The organism is Methylobacterium sp. A54F (genome assembly GCF_053346035.1).
This window is the reverse complement of record NZ_JBKFBF010000026.1, coordinates 1-19,860: the sequence shown is the minus strand read 5'-3', so window position 1 is coordinate 19,860 and position 19,860 is coordinate 1. Positions and strand designations below refer to the sequence as shown.

The 19,860-nt window shown below is 63.7% G+C and carries 15 protein-coding genes; 11 read left to right on the top strand and 4 right to left on the bottom strand.

The features are described 5' to 3' along the window. From ACLBXP_RS24800 to ACLBXP_RS24790, 3 genes are all read left to right on the top strand, one after another. The coding region (locus tag ACLBXP_RS24800) for a M10 family metallopeptidase C-terminal domain-containing protein (RefSeq protein ID WP_447670503.1) at nucleotides 1–552 on the top strand (552 nt) is incomplete at its 5' end. 337 nt (nucleotides 553–889) lie between these two features. Next, complete coding sequence (locus ACLBXP_RS24795) at nucleotides 890–3,085, top strand: GumC family protein (protein ID WP_447670502.1); 2,196 nt, start codon at nucleotides 890–892, stop codon at nucleotides 3,083–3,085. Between the two features lie 183 nt (nucleotides 3,086–3,268). Next, entirely contained in the window at nucleotides 3,269–5,512 is a 2,244-nt protein-coding gene (locus ACLBXP_RS24790) for an AAA family ATPase (RefSeq protein WP_447670501.1), read from the top strand. Between the two features lie 370 nt (nucleotides 5,513–5,882). Here ACLBXP_RS24790 and ACLBXP_RS24785 read toward each other — a convergent pair whose 3' ends face one another. The 3 genes from ACLBXP_RS24785 to ACLBXP_RS24775 are packed head-to-tail and all read right to left on the bottom strand — an operon-like array spanning nucleotide 5,883 to nucleotide 9,797. Continuing rightward, nucleotides 5,883–7,172, bottom strand: coding sequence for a polysaccharide biosynthesis/export family protein (locus tag ACLBXP_RS24785; protein ID WP_447670500.1), 1,290 nt, complete (start codon nucleotides 7,170–7,172; stop codon nucleotides 5,883–5,885). Nucleotides 7,173–7,221: 49 nt separating this feature from the next. Then, on the bottom strand, nucleotides 7,222–8,472 hold the full coding sequence (locus ACLBXP_RS24780) for a glycosyltransferase family 4 protein (RefSeq protein ID WP_447670499.1): 1,251 nt from the start codon (nucleotides 8,470–8,472) through the stop codon (nucleotides 7,222–7,224). 11 nt (nucleotides 8,473–8,483) lie between these two features. Further along, entirely contained in the window at nucleotides 8,484–9,797 is a 1,314-nt protein-coding gene (locus ACLBXP_RS24775; RefSeq protein WP_447670498.1) for a nucleotide sugar dehydrogenase, read from the bottom strand. 340 nt (nucleotides 9,798–10,137) lie between these two features. Between ACLBXP_RS24775 and ACLBXP_RS24770 the strand changes: the two genes are divergently transcribed. From ACLBXP_RS24770 to ACLBXP_RS24735, 8 genes are all read left to right on the top strand, one after another. Beyond that, nucleotides 10,138–11,595, top strand: a complete 1,458-nt coding sequence (locus ACLBXP_RS24770; protein ID WP_447670497.1) for an undecaprenyl-phosphate glucose phosphotransferase — start codon at nucleotides 10,138–10,140, stop codon at nucleotides 11,593–11,595. Between the two features lie 253 nt (nucleotides 11,596–11,848). Then, nucleotides 11,849–12,994, top strand: a complete 1,146-nt coding sequence (locus ACLBXP_RS24765; RefSeq protein WP_447670496.1) for an alginate lyase family protein — start codon at nucleotides 11,849–11,851, stop codon at nucleotides 12,992–12,994. A 75-nt stretch (nucleotides 12,995–13,069) separates the two neighbouring features. After that, on the top strand, nucleotides 13,070–14,527 hold the full coding sequence (locus ACLBXP_RS24760) for an O-antigen ligase family protein (RefSeq protein WP_447670495.1): 1,458 nt from the start codon (nucleotides 13,070–13,072) through the stop codon (nucleotides 14,525–14,527). Beyond that, on the top strand, nucleotides 14,524–14,703 hold the full coding sequence (locus ACLBXP_RS24755) for a hypothetical protein (protein ID WP_447670494.1): 180 nt from the start codon (nucleotides 14,524–14,526) through the stop codon (nucleotides 14,701–14,703). The genes ACLBXP_RS24760 and ACLBXP_RS24755 overlap by 4 nt, the downstream gene beginning before the upstream one ends. After that, on the top strand, nucleotides 14,700–15,734 hold the full coding sequence (locus ACLBXP_RS24750; RefSeq protein WP_447670493.1) for a hypothetical protein: 1,035 nt from the start codon (nucleotides 14,700–14,702) through the stop codon (nucleotides 15,732–15,734). Before ACLBXP_RS24755 ends, ACLBXP_RS24750 begins: the two co-directional genes overlap by 4 nt. A 91-nt stretch (nucleotides 15,735–15,825) precedes the next feature. Then, a complete protein-coding gene (locus ACLBXP_RS24745; protein WP_447670492.1) occupies nucleotides 15,826–17,103 on the top strand; it encodes a rhamnosyltransferase WsaF family glycosyltransferase in 1,278 nt (425 codons plus the stop codon). Continuing rightward, nucleotides 17,079–17,870, top strand: coding sequence for a metallophosphoesterase family protein (locus ACLBXP_RS24740; protein WP_447670491.1), 792 nt, complete (start codon nucleotides 17,079–17,081; stop codon nucleotides 17,868–17,870). Before ACLBXP_RS24745 ends, ACLBXP_RS24740 begins: the two co-directional genes overlap by 25 nt. Nucleotides 17,871–18,260: 390 nt before the next feature. Beyond that, complete coding sequence (locus tag ACLBXP_RS24735; protein ID WP_447670490.1) at nucleotides 18,261–19,169, top strand: glycosyltransferase; 909 nt, start codon at nucleotides 18,261–18,263, stop codon at nucleotides 19,167–19,169. Nucleotides 19,170–19,212: 43 nt separating this feature from the next. On the opposite strand, the gene ACLBXP_RS24730 is transcribed toward ACLBXP_RS24735, so the two are convergent. After that, nucleotides 19,213–19,860: calcium-binding protein (locus tag ACLBXP_RS24730; protein WP_447670489.1), on the bottom strand; the 648-nt coding region annotated here is incomplete at its 5' end.

Genomic DNA, 19,860 nt, shown 5'->3' with positions numbered 1-19,860 from the left:
GACGACAACTACGGGCTGACCGGACCGGTGGTCGGAGTCGGAACGGAGAGCCTCGGGCGCTCGGTTGCCGAACTCGTTGCGGGTCACAAGGTGCTGCAAGGCGGAACGAAGAACGACGCGATCGGCGGCACTGCGGCAGGAGACTACCTTTTCGGCGGTGCCGGGCGCGACTGGCTCTCCGGCGGTGGCGGCGACGACGTCATCGAGGGCGGAGCCGATCGCGACTACCTCACCGGCGGCGCCGGAGCGGACACCTTCGTGTTTCGAGGATTCAACGTTGGACAAGACTACATCGAGGACTTCGTCCATGGAGAGGATCGGATCCACCTCGCCGAGTTGCCCGGTGCGCCGAAATCCGCTGCGAATTGGAGCCTGATCGGAGCGGAGCGATTCTCGGGCTCGCCATGGCAGCTGCGCACCGTCGAGGGAAAGGGGATTACCTCGATCCAGCTCGATCGCGACGGCGATATGCGCGCCGATCTGCAGATCGATTTCAAGGGGAGCCATCGGTTCACGACGGCCGATTTCATCCTGGTGACCGGCGAGCCTTGAATCGAAGCTCGTCGCGTCGAGAAACGAGTTACCGCGGCTCCTGGCATTGCGCTTGCAGATATCATCGGCGATGATATTTGCAGTTGAGTAGCATCGATAGCCAACTTCTGGATGGAGTGCGGCATGCTCCATGCGGTTGCGTTCGGGGACACCGGACATGCTCGCTCTGGAAGGCTGGACCGTTCGATCGGGGAAGCGGGCGGTACGGATATGAGGTCACGGGAACGCGCCGCGCCGCCGGCCCGACACGACTGCATTCAGCACGCATCGGCGACAAGCGCCTCCACCGGGTCGTGGGCGCATGCATGAGCGCTCCGGTAGGGTTTCAGGAAGATCCTTGCTGCAGCGTGCAGGACGGGCCAAGGTCGTTGCCGATCCCGGCAACCTCGCCTACATCATCGCGGTCTTCCGCCTCCGCAGGCGAACCATCCTGCTGGTAACCCTGCTGGGTTTCACGTTGGCGGCCGGGTACCTGGCTCTCGCGACGCCCCAATACCGCGCAGCCGCTCGCGTTCTGATCGATTTCCGCCGCCTCGCCGTGATAGGGCAGGACCAGTTCGCAAGTAATTACAAGGTGAACGACGCTGCGGTCGAGAGCCAGCGCATCATCATCGACTCTCCAGCGATTGCTGCGCAAGTGATCCGCGCGCTCGCCCTAGAGGCCGATCCGGAGCTTCAGGAGCCCATCTCCGTTCCCGGGCGTCTTCTGGCGCGGGCTTGGCCTTTCGAGGACGCTGCTCAGGATCCCGACGGACGGTTCAACCGACTGGTTGAAATTTTCAATGAACGACTGTCGGCCGAGCGCATCGGCATCTCTTACGTGGTTGAAGTGGCCTTCCTTTCCCAAGACCCTGCCAAGGCGATGCGGATCGCGAACGCCGTGGCGGCCGCATACGTGCAGGATCAGCTCACCGCGAAACTCGATGCGGCGACGATCGCCAACGACTGGTTCCAGAAGCGCGTTCGGGAACTCGACGCTCAGGCCAGCGAGGCCGAGAAGATCGCGGTGGAATATCGAACGAAGAACCGCATCATGCTCGTCGACGGCCGTTTCGTGGATGAGCAGCAGGTCGGCGAACTCAGCACCCAGCTCACGAAGGCCCGTTCCGACAGAGCGCAGGCGAGTGCGAAGCTCACGCAGGTGGAAACCCTCATCGCCAGCGGCGGATCGGGCGCAATTGCGGACGAGTTCACCAACGGCGTCATCGTCGCTCTGCGCCAGAAGCGCGCGGAACTCCTGCGCAGGATTGCCGAGGCAGTCACGCGCTTCGGGGGAGATCATGAGTCGATCGAGCGTCTGCGCGGCGATCTACGCGCGACGGACGCGGCGATTGCCGATGAATGGCGGCGCATCGCGGATGGGTACCGAAGCGATGCGATGATTGCCCGGGCGCGCGAGGCGACGCTCGAAACGCAGCTCACGGAGGCGGGCGATCGCTCCGCGAAGGCCCAGGAAACTCGCATCGAGCTGACGCAGCTCCAAAGCGTCGCGCAAACCTTGAAGACCATGCGGGAAAACTTCTCGTCCCGCTACATCGAAGCCTCGCAGGAGCAAAGCTTCCCCATCACCGAGGCACGGGTCGTCAGTCCGGCAGCCCTCCCCGACAAGCCGACGCTGCCCAAGGTCACGCGAACGCTGATCTCCGGCCTCGCCGGCGGATCTGCGATCGGGTGCATCCTTGCGCTGCTAGGCGAGGTTCTGACCCGGCGTACCCGCACGCGCCAGCAGCTCGAGACGATGATCTCAGCGCCGTGCGTGGCGGTCGTGGGTCGGATTCCACCCGCCGACGGGGTCGATGGCCTTCTCGAAGCAGCGGTGCGGGAACCGGGCGCGCCCCTGTCGGAGGCGATGCGCAGCATCCGCCTCGCGGTGGATGCACGGCGGCACGGCGGCGCGGAGCACGAGGGCACCGTGGTGGCCTTTGCCTCGCCGGCGGCAGGCGACGGCACGACGACCATCGCGGCGAATTTTGCCGGCACGCTTGCCCAGCGGGACCTGCCGGTGCTCCTCATAGATCTGGATCTGCGAAAGCGCACTCTGAGCCGTAGATTGGAAGCGGCCGAGGCGCCCGACGCCGGGACGGCGCGGGCGGACCTCCTCGACGTGCTCTCCGGGCGCGCCGAGTTTCGGGCTGCGGTCCGCCGGCAGAGCCGGTCCGGAGTGGACACCGTCGTCATTCAGCACTCCGACGGGTTCTCCGACCCCGGACGTTGGCTGGCCTCCGCCGCGCTGACTGCGCTGCTGAAGGCCGTGCGGCGAGAGTACCGCTACGTGGTGCTCGATCTGCCTCCGATCATTCCCGTCGGGGATGCCCGCGCGATTGCCACCTTGATCGACGCCTTCCTCCTCGTTGTGACCTGGAATCGGACGACCCTTGACGAGGTGGCGGAAGCGATGTCCCTCAATCCGATCCTGGGAGGTAAGCTCGTCGGTGCCGTGCTGAACAAGGCCGATCCGACGGCGATGGAGCGGTTGGACGACCTGATGCTTGCCCGAAGCATCGGTTACCTCACGCCTGCGGCAGCCCGCTGAGCGTGACAGAAAGACCAGCAGTGATCGGGGTCACGCCACGGAAGCGCCTGGTTCGCCGGGGGGTATCGTCGCCGGGTTCAACGTCGCCGGCACAGGCGTTGCTCCGCAACTCGCACATGCATGCGTCCGCCGCCTCCTATCGGATATGTTGTGCCCAAGTCAGGCCTGATGAAGGAAAGCGCGATGACATTCATCGACCAGGACCTGCCGCTCGAGCCACGTGAAGACCACGGCGGCAATACCCTGAAGGATGAACTGCGCGCAGGCCTCAAGCTCCTGCGCCGCCGGCGGAGCATCATCCTGATCGGCGCCGTGCTCGGCGCCCTGATCTGCGGCCTCTACGCGATCCTGGCTACACCGACGTACCGGGCGGTGGCGCAGATCTCGATCGACTCGCGGCAGCTCGCCGTGCTCGAACTGAAGGATGAGCGCCGCAAGCAGGAGCCGGTCTTCGACTCTGCCAGGGTCGACAGTCAGGTGGAGGCGATCCGTTCGGAGCGGACGGTCCGGGCGGTGGCGACCGCCTTGAAGCTGGCGGACGATCCCGCGTTCAACGGCACGCGCCCTTCTGCGATTCAACCGCTCAAGGATCTGTTCTCGGATCCCGACCCCCCGCCGAACGCGACAGAGCGGCTTGAAGCCGCGATCGATGTCGTGGCCGGCGCGCTTTCAGTGGTGCGCACAGACAACACCTTCGTCATTGAGATCCGCTTCACCTGGGAGGATCCTGCAACCGCCGCTCGGGTCGCGAACGGCTTCGCGCAGGCCTTCATCCAGGAGCAACTCGACGCCAACAAGGATATTACCGGCAAGGCGGCCGGATGGCTCCGAGGCCGCCTCGGCGAACTCGCCGGGGAGGCGAGCCGAGCCGATGCTGCCGTGGCGGATTTCAAGCGAAAGAACACGATCGCGACGGCAGACGGCAAGTCGATCGACGATCAGGCGCTTTCGTCGATCCAGACGGCGCTGACGGACGCCGCCACCGCCACTGCCACGGCAGCCGCCAAGGTCGAGCAGATCGCGGCCATCAACGCCGCGGGCACTCCGGACGGAACGATCTCGGATTCGCTTACGAACGAGGTCGTGATCAGGCTGCGTCAGCAGTATCTCGAGAATCGGCAACGGGCTGCCGATCTCGCCTCACGGGTCAGCGATGACCATCCAGCGGTTCAGCGCCTGCGTGCCGAGAACCGCACGATCAGCGATTCGATTCGTGCCGAGATGGGTCGGATCGAGCAGAGCTACCGGAGCGATTACGAGATTGCCAAGAAGCGCGAGGACACGCTGCGGCAGAATATGAGTGAGCAGTTCAAACGAGCTAGCACCATTGGCCAGCTGTCCGTGGAGCTCCTTCAGCTCGAAAGCGTTTCGCGCACGGCGCGTGCCGCTTATGAGACCGCAGCCGAGCGGTACCTTCAAGCCGTTCAGAATCAGAGCCTGCCCGTGACGGACGTGCGAATCGTCGCGTCCGCGACACCGCCGACGCGCAAGTACGCGCCGAAGCGCATGCTCATCGTCGCCATTGGGACGGCAGTCGGCACTCTCCTTGGGCTCATCGTCGGCGCCGCGATCGACTTCGGCGACCGCAGCATTCGGACGCGGGCCGAAGCGGCGGAGGTCCTTCGCTGCTCGTGCCTCGGGTTCATTCCAGCGATCGGTGACAATCCTGCGCGCCTCCGGCCGATGCTGCGCCGGTCGCAGCAGGAGCGTTCTCCGGCTGGGCAGAAATCCCCCCTCGACCACGTGCTCCAAGAGCCGTTCTCCATCGGAGCCGAGACGATCCGCGCCATGCGGATAGCCGCAGATCAGGCTTGGCAGGGCCGCGGAGCCCGGTGCATCGGTATGGTGTCGTGCTTCCCCGGTGAGGGTAAGACGACCGTCTCTGCTAACCTCGCACTCATGCTGGCCCAGTCCGGCGCGCGCGTCCTGCTCATCGACTGCGACCTGCGCAACCCGGCCATGTCGCGCAATTTTGCACCGCACGCAGAATGCGGTCTTCCGGATGTACTGCTCGGCCGTGCCTCGATCGCCGCGACCCTTGTCCGCCCGATACCTGCGCTGACGTTCGACTTCCTGCCAGGGATCTCGCGAGCCTCGACGCTGGACATCGCCGACCTCGCCGGATCTCGCGCCTTGTCCGCACTGCTCCAGGCGGTACGGGTCGCCTACACCTACGTCATTGTCGATCTGCCACCGCTGATGCCGGTCGTCGACGTGCGTGCGCTCGCCGAATCCATGGACGGCTTCTTCCTCGTGATACACTGGAACGACACGTCGCGTGACGCCATCCTGGATGCATTGAACAGCGCGCCCGTGGTGTGGGATCGCCTGATCGGCAGCGTGCTCAACAAGGCACGGCTTCCGGAACTCGCGCGCTACGGAGAGGACGTCAGAAGCTACTTCGATCGGCGCTACATGCAGGCCTAGGTGTTTGACCCCGGGGGCCTGGTGCTTCGGATAAGAGCCTAGCGGGCGTCTGCGGGGTTCCCCGCAAACCCACCATACTCAATGCTTGAAGCGAACTTTCGCGGAAGGCCACGTTCCTGGCATGGAGGCAAGCGCAATCCTCTGGTCGTCCCGTCGGGCGTAGCTGTCACCATCCCGGGAAGGAACCCGGACTGCAGCATCGGAATGTGCCTAGTTCAGGCGCCGGCGAAGTGCCTGCGAACCCCTTGCGGAGATGCCGACGCCGCCATGAGCGTCGCAATGCAGGACCCAAGGACCGCTCGTTCTCTCGGAAGCTTGCGCCGCGATGAGCGTATGGGGACCGCGCGAGGGCGGCGATCGGCAGCCGTGCCTAACGCGTCGCGTCGGTCACGTCGCGCTGAATGCGGAGGGTGACGTCGACCGTGTCTCCGGGCCGCAGGGACGTGTCCTCGCCCCCCTCGATCCGGCTGCTCCGGCCGTCGGGGGCGATGCGATGAACTACGATCTGCGGGTCGCCGCCAGTGTCGCGTACGAGCTGCGACTTTACGATGCCGGTATAAAGCATCTTTTCTCCGACGGCTGCGATCCGGAAGCGCGTCTGCGTGAGCTTGACGGTGTTCTCCTGGAGATCCTTGGACAGATCGGCCCGGCGTTGATCGTCGAGGCGCTGCGAGGATCGCGCGAGGTCCTCGCGACTTCGCTTTACCTCTTCGAGCGTCGTTGCGATCTGCAGCGCTCGCGTTGCCGAAACCAGGCTGAGCCGGCGCGTCTCGACCTGGCGGGTCACCGGCACGACGCCGCGCCGCTGGAGATCGTTGATCCGCTCGATCTCGCTCGCATCAATCGCGGCTCCCTCCTCCTCCTTGCCGCGCTGCTCGGTCAGGACGCCGATCCGGTCATCCATCATCCGTACGCCCTTCTGGATGTGTGCCTTCTCCCGGGTGTAATCGGCGCCGCGTGCGTTGAACTGCTCCTGTTCGTTGCGGAAGATCGCGTCGAGCACCGGCATCGGCAGGGGTATGTTTGCGAGCGCCTTCCGGTCCATCGCGGGTTGGCCGTCGAGCTCGGCGCGGAGCCGGAGGATGGCCGCCTGCACCCGGGCGTAATCCGTCCATAACGATTCGTAGTCCGCCTTCAGGTTGGCACTCTCGATGATCGGGTTCTCCGTCTTGAACCGAACGAGATCGTATCCGCCGGCCAGCGCAACGACCTGCCGGACGGTCATGCCGGGACGGTAGGTCATCTCCCCGGGCTTGGCGACGTCGCCCTTGATGTATACGGGCCGGTTCTCCGCAATCGAGAGGTTGATCTCCTCAGCGGTCACCACTGTCACGACCTCGCGGCCATCGTTGCCGCGAATGCTGAGGCTGTGCTTCGGCAATTGCGCCTGGATCTGGCGCCGCACCTCAGCGAGCGTGAGGCCCGCAGCGCGAACCTCGCCGATCAGCGGGCACGAAACGTTTCCGTCGACGTTGATGGTGAAGCGCTCCCGCATAGTGGCGATGCCTGCGACCGAAAATTCGAGCACATCGCCGCTCTGAAGCCGATAATCCTCGGCACCTGCGCTCGGGTTTCCGAGTGCTCCGGTCGCGCAGAGCGTCGCTGCCAGGGCAAGGAGAAGTGAGCGTCCTGCCCGGGTTCGGTCAGGTCTTGCAGTCATCCTATCCTCGCTATCGGTCGGCATTTACCGCTTGCTGGATACGGATATTTCAAGCCGCTGTCCCCCGCGGGGGCAGCGCCTGAGCCTGCGTCGCAGACCCGACAGACCCGAAGAGGTCATCGTAGGCAGCGAGCAGCCTTCGCTCCTCGTGCGGCCAGGCGAGATCATTCACGACCCGCGCCTGCCCACGCAGTCCCATCGCGACGCAGCGCTGCGGATCGGCAAGCAGCTCAAGGATCTTATCGGCGAAATCGTCGGGGCGTATATTCTCCGCATAGAGCGAGGCATCACCCGCCGACACGCGCCCCTCGGTCAGATCGAACTGCACGATAGGCTTTGCGAGCGCCATGTACTCCATGATTTTGTTCATGGTAGACTTGTCGTTCATGGCATTCGGCCTGTCAGGATTGACGCAGACGTCCGCGGACGAGAGAGCACTGAACAGCACTTCGTCCGAAACGCGGCCCGTGAAGGTCACGTAGGGAGCGACATCGAGGGCGTGGCTGAGAGCCTTGAGCGCTGCCAGGGCTGGGCCGCCGCCGACGATCACAAACTGGACGTCGGTGCGCCCACGCGTGAAAACGAGGTGACGCACAGCTTCGAGCAAGAGGTCGATGCCCTCCTGCTGACCGAGCACCCCGACATAGCCCACGAGGTGACGCCGTCCCTGTCGCCACGCGGGATCCGGCGGCACCTGCCGGACCCGCGACAGGTTCGGCCCCGAACGCACCACATGGACCCGCGCTGGGTCCATGCCGCCGCGCTCGATCGCGATGCGCCGATAGGACTCGTTCGTCGCGATCGAGACGTCCGCGGTCCGGAAGGTCAGCCGTTCCAGGAGGAGCATCAGGCGCCACCCCCAATCACGCCGGCCGAACTTCGCCTCGTAGAGTTCCGGGTTGATATCGTGATGATCGAAAATGAATCTTCGCCGGAAGACCAGCTTGAAGAAGCCCGCCACCAAGAAGATGAGATCGGGCGGATTACAGGCATGGATGCAATCGAATCCACGCGTGAAGAACACCCGCCAGGCGAGTACGAACTCCCAAAAGAGGGCAGCGCCGTACTCGATCGCGTAGCCCCTCACGCCATCGCCCTCCACGGGCAATGGATGCCGGTAGATGTGGACGCCGTCGAGTACCTCGTAGCCGACCTCGCCCCCCCTGCCCTTCGGGCAGATCACGGACACGACATAGCCGGCCCTGCGTAGGGCCGTCGCCTCCGACCAGACTCGTCGGTCGAAGGGAACCGGCAGGTTCTCGACGATGATCAGGACGCGGCGCGGCCCGCCCTCGGCCACCGCCCCTCGGCTCACCACAGGATACCTTCGTACTGCTCGTGCAAATGCTCAGCGGACTTGATCCGAGCGAAGTCGAGAATCCGTTGATGGTCTCCGATCTCGTCGACGATTGCTTCGTATTCGGGGGCATTCGCGGTGATGACGATGACGTCTGCATCCGCGATTGCCTCTCCGAGGCTATCGACCATCAGATCCGCGATGTGAGGAATCACGCCATAGAGGAAGTTGCGGTTGGCGCCGGTGAGCCGGGCCAGCTCGACGTTCCGATCGAAGATCTTGATCTGGCACCCCTTTCCGATCAGCCGCTCGATGATCTCGAGATATGGGCTTTCGCGCAGATCGTCCGTACCGGCCTTGAAGCTGAAACCCAGGAAGGCAATGCGCTTCTTTCCCGTACTCAGGATCCACTCGATACCTCGGTCGATCTGACGCCCGTTGCTGCGCATGATATTGGCGATGACCGGAAGGTCGAGATCATGCGAGATTGCGTAGTGATTGAGTGCTCTCGTATCCTTGGGCAAGCATGAGCCGCCGAACGCGAAGCCCGGCTTGAGATAAGCTCGTGAGATGTTGAGTTTCTCGTCCGCGCAGAAAATATTCATCATCGCATGGCTATCGATCTGCGCGGTCTTGCAGATTGCGCCGATCTCGTTGCCGAACGTTACCTTCAGCCCATGCCAGACATTGTCGGCGTACTTGGCAAGCTCCGCGATCTCGATCTGCGTCCGGAACAGCGGCCCCGGCAAGGTCGCGTAAAGTTCGGCCAAGCGGTCGGCCGTCTCCTCGTCGATCTCGCCGATCACCGTCTTCGGCGGATCGTAGAAGTCGGCAATTGCCGTCCCCTCCCGCATGAACTCCGGATTGCTCGCGAGCCCGAAGCGTTCGCCGACCTGCCCCCCGATCTCACGTTCGAGGATCGGCAGGATCCGGCCCCGGACGGTTCCGGGCAGGACCGTGGAGCGCACGACGACCGAGTGATAGGTGTTCTTGCCCCTTACAGCCCGCCCGATCTGAGCCGCAACCGTCTCGACCGCGGAGATGTCGAGGGATCCGTTCGCCTGACTGGGCGTGCCGACGCAAATGAGCGACAGGTCAGTATTGAAGGCGGCCTCCTGCACGTCGGTGGTCGCCCGCAGACGACCGGATTCGACCGCATTCGAGACGAACTCCGCGACCTGACTCTCGACGATCGGGGGCTTGCCGCTCGCCATGAGCGAGACCTTCGTTTCGTTCAAATCGACTCCGACGACGGTGTGGCCCATCTGCGCAAGACAGGCGGAGCACACGGTACCAACGTAACCCAGGCCGAACACGCTGACATTCATGTCGGGAATTCCCATAGCTGAGCGGAAGGAGGTGATGCGTTGGGACCGGCGGTAATCGCTGACGAAGGTGAAGTTTAAATTCAAACAGTAAGGCGACGAAATAAGAACCAAATCCTCACGTGGATTGCAGCAGTTGCATACTGGCTGGTCGGAAAAAATGCGTCAATAGCAGGCTTTAAGATTTTTTTAATCAAGATTGTCTATTTTTTTGCTCAATGTGCTAATATTCTGTTCTTGACGGTCGATTCAGCCCTTGCTAGCATTGAATCGGTTGTGCACTATCAAAAGTTAGGCACCGAAATGGGGGCTTTCCGATCGAAGACGATCGAGGAGAGTCGGCATGCCAGCAACGCCGAGCGTTCCGCTTGCGGTTGAGCGTATTTTCTCACAGCTCGGAGAGCGAGGCGCAAGTCGTATCCATGTTTCGGCAAAGATCTTGGCTGCTTTTTCAATTCTTTGCGAGTCAGCCACTATTATATTTTCTGCTGTAGTATTTGCAGTTATCTACCATGAAGTAATGTTTTCGACTTTTCCATCCTTACGGGAATACGCCATAAACGGTGTCCTTTACGCCGTTCTATTTACAGAGCGTATGCATGCACGCGGTTTCTACAGCCTGGATCGGCTCGCGGCCAAACCGCTATGCGTAACCGAGATCCTGAGAGTTTGGCTTGGCGCGGCACTGCTCTTCGTCACGATCGCCTACCTCGGGAAGTTCGGCAGCGAAATTTCACGCGGCGTCTTCATCCTGTTCGTCGTACTTACGCCGGCTTCTGTCTTGGTAGCTCGCGCCACCGCACAAGCGGCGACGCGACGCGCCGTTAACACGAGGCGCGTGCATCATAAGCGCATCCTGCTCATCGGCGAAGCGCGGGAAGTCCATAATCCAGATCTGCTCAGACGTCTCGGCGCCTCGGGCTATCAGGTGTCCGAAATCGTCGAGACCTCATTCGAAAAGGTGCAGGACGCACCCGCGCACTGGACCGATCACGTGATCTCACGAGTCCGCGAGGAGCCCGTGGACGAGATACTGATCTGCGGAGATATTTCCCGGTTCAGAGAGATCGGGACCATGCTGACACAATTGCGGGTCCTTCCAATTCCTGTTCTCGTGATCGCCGATCGGCGGGTGCGCGACCTCCTGCGCAATCCCGTGACGCAGGTTGGGTCCATCCTTGCCGTGGAACTTCAGCGCGGACCCCTGACCGTCAGCGAGCAAGCATTCAAGCGCCTACTCGATATCACCTTCGCCAGCCTCGCCCTCGTCGCACTGCTGCCGCTCATGGCGGTGGTCGCAGTCTTGGTGCGCCTCGACAGCCCGGGTCCCGCCCTGTTCCGTCAGACAAGGATCGGCTTCAGTGGACGGAAATTCGACATCTACAAATTCCGCACGATGACAGTCATGGACGATGGCCCCGTCATCGAACAGGCGACCCGCGACGACTCGCGGGTCACGCCGGTCGGCGCCCTGCTGCGTCGCACCAGCATCGACGAGCTGCCGCAACTCCTGAACGTCCTGCGGGGCGAAATGTCCCTCGTGGGCCCCCGGCCCCACGCGCGAGCGCACGACAGCACCTACTCCGCCTCGATCGCCCACTACGCCTATCGGCACCATATGAAGCCCGGGATCACCGGGTGGGCACAGGTTCATGGTTGCCGCGGCGAAACGTCGACGATCCAATCCATGGAGCGGCGCGTCGAGCACGACCTATGGTACATCAACAACTGGAGCATCCTGCTCGATATTCGAACGATTCTAATGACGACCGTCCAGGTCTGGAAGCACGATGCATACTGACAATGCTTGCGTGCATCTCATGCAGATCATCGAATTTCCGGTCTGCTCCCACGCGCGACATCGACGCGCTGCCAATCGGTCCGATGTCGGGATGTCGAAACGCGGCTCAGGCAGGCCGGCAACGTCATCGTGCTCACAAGATGCCCTCTCGGCAGGCAGCGAGCCGGGACACCCCATCCATACCCGCGGGCTCAACCGTTCCGAGGCGGGGCCCAGGAACGACCGAAGCAGCTCACCTATCGAACGGGCGATCGTGAAGCTCATCTCGACCGGAGCTCTGTTCGCTGCCTGCGTCGGCACGGTCGTGGTGCAGGCTAGGGCAGAGCCGATACGCTCGGGCTTCGATGCACGCGCCGCCGCCTCGCTGCTTGGCCGCAAGCCATCGCCCTTCCAGTGTCCCGAGCCTCCCCCGCCGCTCGTCGACATGAGTCAGTTCGTGTCGCGTTACGACCCGAAGGATCCGACCCAGTCCAAGATCGACCCGGCTCGGGTCGCCGCCACGGCGGATCGGGAGAAGCAGATGCAGGGCTTCGCCCTGCAACTGGCGCGCATGGGCGATCGTCAGATCGCGAATACTCCACCGGACCCTGCCGTCACCCACTGCGTCTGGCGCCAGCTCGCCGCCTGGGCCCGCGCAAACGCCCTGCTTGGGAATGTAGAGCAGAATGACAGGGTGAGCCGGCGACAAGCCATCGTCCTCCAGGCTTGGCAACTGACGACCTATGCGGCAGTTGCCCTCAAGGTGGCTGGCCCGGAGAACGGCGAGATCGCCGCTGCGCGCGAGGCTGCTCTGCCTTGGCTGAAGCGCCTCGCCTTCTCCGCCACGGCGGAGGCGAAGGACCCCAATCCCTACACGCGGCTCGGGGCCAATCACCTCTACTGGGTCGGGGTCGCCGCCGCGTACACCGGTGCCCTCACCCAGAATGAGGAGCTGAAGGCCTTCGCCCTCGAAGCGCTTCGGAGCGGCTTGGCCGACGTGAGCGACGAGGGCGCTCTACGCACCGAGATGAAGCGCGGACGACGGGCGATGATGTATCAGCAGTTCGGTACGCTGCCCCTCATGATCCTCGTCCGCTTCGCGGATGCGAACGGCGTCGAACTGACGGCGAAGGAACGTGCTTCCCTGTCGCGCCTCGTGGATTTCAGTGCTGGAGCGGCCCAGGACGCGAGCCGAATCGCTGCGCTCGTCGGCACCCCTCAGGAGAAACCTGCGGACCGGTCCGCCTATGCGTGGATCGATATCGCCCGTCCTCATGTGGCACGCAGCGACGGGGCGACGGCGGCTCGGCTCGATCGGCTTGCGGAGGAACTGGGCGTGCGACCGGCTTGGCACATCTATGTCGGGGGTGCGGTGACGGCCGTATACGACACCGCCCGCCTTCCGCCACCGCGGCTGTGAGCGCGGGATGACGCACCCGCGCCTCCGGTTGTTGGACCGCGGCGACCCACCGCTCCTTCGCAGAGCCAGGTAGCCATGGACGAGGTCCTGAGTGGCTCCGGCTCCGCGAACGAGACTGCCATGCGCAACCCGCGCTCGCGCGGTCATCGGGCTGCGCGCCCGCCTCGCGGACCCCTGCGCCTCCCCGCACCCGGCTCGCACCGGCACGCGACGCGCAGCGCCTTCATCGTCGCGATCGTTCTGCTTGGGAGCTTTCTCGGACCCTCGACCGTCGTATTGAAGGTCGGGCTCGCGCTGACCACGCTGCGCTTCGCACTGCTCGCGCTCCTTGCGCCGGCGCTCCTGCGGCTCGCGCGCATGGCCAAGCGCGGACGCTACGTCATGGTGGCATCGGACCCCCTCGTCTTCGCCCTCGTTGCCTGGATGTGGTTGGCGCTGACCATGACGGCGGGCTTCCCGGCCCTCGCCTCGTTTCTCGGGGTGTATCCGGTCGAGTTCCTGGCCGCCTATCTCATCGGACGGTCTTTCTTCACTGAGGAAGCTGCGATGAGGCGCTTCATCAACGTCCTGGCCATCGTGGTGACGCTGATGTTCGTTCTCGGCTTGATGGATATCGCGGCTGGCAGGAACGTGCTTGCTGCGCTCGGACGCGGCGCTTCCGCAATTCCGGGCGTGGATGCCGTGACGCAGTATCGTTTTGGGATTGCCCGAGCGCGGGGCCCTCTCGAACATGCCATCCTCTTCGGCATGTTCTTTTCGATTTGCGCCCCACTCTTTTATTTCATGTCAACGTCCGTCCGCCAGCGGCTCTTCTGCGTCGGCCTCTGTCTCGCCGGCACCGCAATCGCGCTGTCCTCGGCGCCGATCCTGAGTTTCCTGATCTTCGCTGCCTTCGCGGGGTACGACCACCTCCTATCGAATGCGCGCTGGCGCTGGTGCGCGCTCGCGGTCCTGGTTGCCTATGGGCTGGGCATCGTACTGATTTTCTTCGACAATCCGGTTGAGCAACTGCTCAATGTCGTCACGCTCGATCCGCAGACGGGTCTCTACCGTCTCCTGATCTGGAAATGGGTCGCCTACAGCATCGCCCCGTCGCCGCTGATCGGGATCGGAACCGAGGAGTGGGTCCGCTTGTCCACGATGACGCCAAGCATCGACGCGCTTTGGCTGAACCAAGCGCTGCATGCCGGCTACGGCGGCGTCGCGCTCCTGATCGGGGTGATACTCGGTGCGTTCCTCGTCATCGCACCCCATCGACTGCCGGTCCCGGACGAACCCTGGAAGGCTCGCGCTCGCAAGGCAGTCACGGTGGCCTTGATCCAGATGATCTTCGCATCCGTCACCGTTCATTTCTGGGGATCGGCTTGGGCGCTCTTCGCGCTCCTCATCGGCATCCGGGCGGGCTTGAGCGAAGCTCAGTACCTGCCGAGTCCTGCCAAGGCGCCCACTGTCCCGGTCCGGTCCGGAGCGCGCAGAGTTCCGACCGCCCACAAGCCCGTCACACTGCGGCCGATGGCGGAGGTCGACCCATGAACTTGCCTGTCACGAGCGCCGAACTCAGACGCTCCAAGGCGTTCGCCGCGGCCGTTCGATCCCGGCGCCGGCACCTGCCGCCGCCTGCAGACGCCTATCTCGCCGAAGCGGCCGGCGACGGTCCCGGTTTCGAGGCACGCCAATCCCAGGCAACAGGTGATAAGGTGTCTGAATGAGGAGTGTCGTTGTCGCCATCGTCGGCTTCCGCTGTGCCCAAGACATCGCGACCTGCGTCGGACAGCTGGCGCTATCCGAACATCGGGCCATGCGCGTCCATATCTGCGAGAACGGAGGCGCGGAAAGCTTCTCGAACCTTGTCGCTGCCTTCGCGAACGATCCGAACTGGATCGCAGGCGGTTCGCATTCGCCTGCGACAGCGCGTGTCCTGGAATGCCGGACCTTCCTGCCTCGGGATGCAACCACGGCCGTGCGGGAACTGACGCTGCATCAGGCGGCAGGCAATCTCGGCTTTGCGGCTGCCGTCAACGAAATCCTTGTTGCGATTCGAGATGACCCGGATTGGTCCGCGGTCTGGCTATTGAATCCGGACACCGAGCCGAGGGCCGACGCGTTGTCACGGATGCTCGCGCGCTGCGAAGCCCGCACCGTGGGCATCGTCGGGGCTCGCCTCGTGTTCAAGCATTCGGGTCGGGTCCAGCTCTACGGCGGTCGTTGGCGGCGCTGGCTTGGCCGTGGCTTCAACATCGGTCTCAACTGCGAGAGCGACGCCTCCGTCAATGTCGCGGCAATCGAGCGCGAACAGACCTACGTTTCGGGCGCTTCGATGCTGGTGACCCGCGAATTCATCGAAACGGTCGGCCTGATGCACGAAGATTACTTCCTTTACGCCGAGGAAATCGATTGGTGCCTGCGACGCGGCCAGTTCCGGCTCGGCTACGCTCACGATGCCGTCGTAATCCACGCGCATGGCACGTCGATCGGATCCAGCAACGACCGCCGCCGCAAGTCGCCGATGTCGGTCTATTTCGATGAGCGGGCACGCCTGCTCCTGACGCGGAGATTCTTTCCGCAGATCTTCCCCGTCGTCATGCTCACCACACTCGTGCTGACCGTTCAGTACGCCCGCGGCGGCTCGCTTCAGAACTTCGTCTTCGCCCTGCGCGGCTGGTGGGCCGGCTTGCGCGGAGAGACGGGGTTCCCGGACGCAATCCGGGCTCGCCTCGAACGCCTCCCCCGATCGGCCTGAACCAAGCCGGTGCCGCCGTTCGTGCCACCGGCGCATCGCCTGCAAGGGCCGATGAAAGACCTGCTTGCTCCGAACACGTTAGAGGAACGCGATGCTGCCGTTGCGTGAGATCATAAAGCGGAATGCACCGGATCGCGCCCTGAACCTGTTCATCGAGACCCGCGATCGGCTCGCACCACCACCCTACGAGGAGGTGGTGCTGCACGATTATACAGCAGTGGCTGAGGAAGGCGGGCGGCCGCGGCTGTCTCTGTTCATCAACAGTATCGCGCCGAGCAAGGCCTTCGGGGGAGTCACGACCGGGCTGGAGATCTTCTTCGAACTCGGCAGGCGAACGGGCGCGGATCTTCGCATCATCGTGGACAACTTCGAGCGGATTGATGACGCGAGCGTTGTCGATGCGAAGGCCCGCGCCTGCGGAGTCGATCCGGGCCGTATAGAGATCCTGCCGCGCACGCGCCAGACGCCGGTGATCACCGTACGGTCGAACGAGTTCTTCCTCGCCTATTCGTGCTGGATTGCCCTGAACGTACGGGCCCTCGCAGCGCAGCAGGCGCGACTGTTCGGTTGGACCCAACCGCAACCCTACCTCTACCTCATTCAGGAGTACGAACCGCAATTCTACCCATTCTCGTCGACCCACATGATCGCCCGGTCCGCCTACAATCCCGCAGCCCCTTACTGGGGAATCTTCAACAGCCGAGAACTTTACGCTTACTTCGAGAGTCAGGGGCATGCCGCTGATCAAAGCTTCGTGTTCGAGCCCAGGCTGTCAGCTAGCCTGAGGCCTTTCCTCGACGGAGAGCCGCCGGTGAAGCGCAAGCGCATTCTCGTCTACGGCAGGCCGAAGGTGCCACGGAACTGTTTTCCGGCCGCATTGAGCGGCTTGCGGAAATGGGCGACGGAGCATCCAGAGTTCCGGGAATGGGAGGTCGTCTCGGCAGGCGAGTCGCACAAGCCCATGCCGATCAGCCCGCACCAGACGATGCATTCGCTGGGAAAGCTGTCGCTGGAGGGCTACGCGGATCTCCTGCGGACGACGGCGGTCGGCCTTTCCCTGATGGCCTCTCCCCATCCGAGCTACCCGCCCCTGGAGATGGCACATTTCGGCATCCTGACGATCACGAACCGCTACGCGCACAAGGACCTTGCTGCGACCCACGACAACATCGTCTCGATCGATGACATCGATCCCGAGTCCATCAAGCGCGCCCTCGCTCAAGCCTGCGCTCGATTCGAGGCTGCACCGGAACATGGCTGGAAGGCACCGACACACTTCACCTCCTTCCTCGAGACGGGCGCCTTCGACTTCCTCGACCCGTTGACCAAGAAGCTGATGGAGCGATGGACCCTTTCGCCAGCCGCCTGATGCGCAGCGGACTTCACGGTCTGACGGGCCGGAGAGATGGGGAGCAGCGCCGCCCAATTGTCGATCACGATATCGTCTACACCCCTGCACTCGATGGCGAAGAAGTTGCGGTCTTCGGCGACATTCACGGCCGAGCGGACCTCCTCGCGCGCTTGCACGCAGGCCTGGACCTACGCACCGCCGTACTGGGTATTGCACCTCCTATGGAGATCTACCTCGGAGACTACGTGGATCGCGGCCGCGACTCGAGATCTGTGATCGCGATGCTGCTGACCCGCAGGCGTCGCCGTCGGATTGTCTGCCTGCGCGGCAACCACGAAGTCATGATGCTGGATGCGATCCGCGACCGCGCGTGTTTGCAACGATGGCTCGACGCCGGCGGATCCGATACGCTCGCATCATACGGCGTGTCCCCACCGATCGGTGAGTGCGAGCACGCGGACCTGCCCTCAGCGCTGCCCGCCGAGCACCTCGCCTTCCTCCAGTCACTGCCGCTCGGCCTGCGGCTCGGTGCGATGTACTTCGTTCATGCCGGCGTCAGGCCCGGAGTCCTGCTGGAGCAGCAGCGCGCGGAGGATCTCCTCTGGATCCGCGAGCCGTTCCTGTCTTCCGATGCGAACCACGGAGCATTGATCATCCATGGCCACTCACCCGTCACCGACGTCGAATTTCTTCCGAACCGTATCAACATCGACACGGGCGCCTTCTACACCGGGAAGCTCACATGCTTGCTCATGTCCGACGATCATGTCGAGATTTTTGCCTGACCCATGGAAAACCTTTCCATGAGCGGGATACGAACCCGCACACTCTCTGAGCCTAAACCTTGCTTCATCTCCGGAAACGATTGCGCTGCAGGGAGTCGATGGTTCATTGATTGCGAGCAGGGCACCCCTTTGCGGTGCCACCGCCGAGCCGGTGTCGTGGAGTGTGGTTCACTCGGCCGTGCTGGGGGCTGTGAAACGGTCCCGCCGCGACAGCAGATTGCGTAGCGTGAACGAAATCATGACTCGGCCCAAGCCCGAGCGTATCACGGCCGAATCCGCGAACCTTGGGGGTTTATCATGCGGCAGCGAAACCAGCTGTACGTGGCCTGGACGCGGTATCAGCGTCGGCCCATCACGATGCGGACGTATTTCGGGTACGACATTCAATTCATGCGGCCCGTAACCCGTCATCGGGTCGTCAAGGCGACCGTGGGCTATCCGATCCAGGCGCTACGCACCCTTGCGCAGATCGTCAGGCACAAGCCTGACGTCCTCTGGATCCAGGCGCCCCCGAACGTCCTCGTTCACATCGCCTGGCTCGGCCGCCTGCTCCGCTGGCACCGCATGAAGATCGTCGCCGATCTTCACAATGCCTCGCTCTCAAGGTTCTGGCTGGCTGTGCCGATGACGCGGCGCCTGCTGAACACCTTCGACATCGTCATCGTCCACAACGAGATGATGCGCACGTTCGCCGTCGAGAAAGGCCTTTCGGCGGACCGCGTCCGCGTCCTGGAGGATCGGACGCCGGATATCGCTCCGACTACGGCAGCCGGGAGCGCAGAGCGCCCCTACGTGGTGATGCCATGCTCGTTCTCCCGCGACGAGCCTGTCTTGGAAGTCATCGCGGCGGCCCGGCTCGTGCCGGAGATCGACTTCCTGGCTACCGGAGACAGCCGCAGCGCCGCCAAGCGCAGCCTGCCGACGGATCTGCCGCCAAACTTCAGACTCACCGGCTTCCTCGAAGCGGATGCCTACGAACGCCTGATCGCCGGTAGCCTCGGGATGCTCTGCCTGACGACGGAAGACGGCATCCAGCTCAGCGCCGCGAGCGAAGCGGTCGGCTTCGGCAAACCGATGATCATCAGCGACACCTCCCTCCTCCGCTCTCTGTTCGGTGCGGGCCTGTTCGTGGACAATTCCCCGGAGGCGATCGGTGACGCCTGTCGGGCGGTCCTCAAGGATTACCGGTGCTACGCCAGCGCCACCCAGACTCTCCAGCTGGATGCCCGGCGCAGCGATCGCTGGCAGGCACAGGCGTCGAGCGTGGCCGCAATCCTGAAGCCAGCCACCCAGGCCTGAGCCGGGGTGCGGTGCCGGTGATGGGACGGGAATCGCCTTCAGCCTATCGGAAGAATGCGGGCGCGACCTGGCTGGGACGGACGTCGATGAGATCGACCGTTCCGCCGCCGGAAAGCAGCAGCCTCGCATCACCGCCGGATGTGAGGCCAACTGTGTAGGCTTGGCCGCCCAGGTCGATGCGGTCGCCCGCAGACGCGTCGAAGCCAAGGATCGAGTCGTGCCCACCACCCGACTGGAAGACGTAGCAGTCCGCGCCCGCACCACCGTCGAGTAAATCGTCACCGCGGTCGCCCGAGAGGGTGTCGTCACCCCTGTCCCCCCGCAGGACATCGTTGTCCTGACCGCCGAAGAGCGTATCGTTGCCCTGTCCTCCAAAGATGAGATCCGCCCCGAGATTGCCGTAGAGCACATCGTCACCGAGGTTGCCGAACAGGACGTCCTCCCCCTGCCCGCCGTACAGGAGGTCCGTTCCCTGGCCTCCGTAAAGCGTGTCCGCATCCTGGTTTCCGAACAGCGTATCGTTGCCCAGGCCGCCGAAGATCGCATCCCTGCCCGCCTGGCCGAAGATCAGGTCGTTGCCTGAATTCGCCAGGATAATGTCGTCACCGATCACCCCGGCCGCCGTGTCGTCGCCGCCCCAGAGGCTGATGCGGTAGGGTGCAGTACTCCCGGTCTCGTCGGCGTTGCCAGT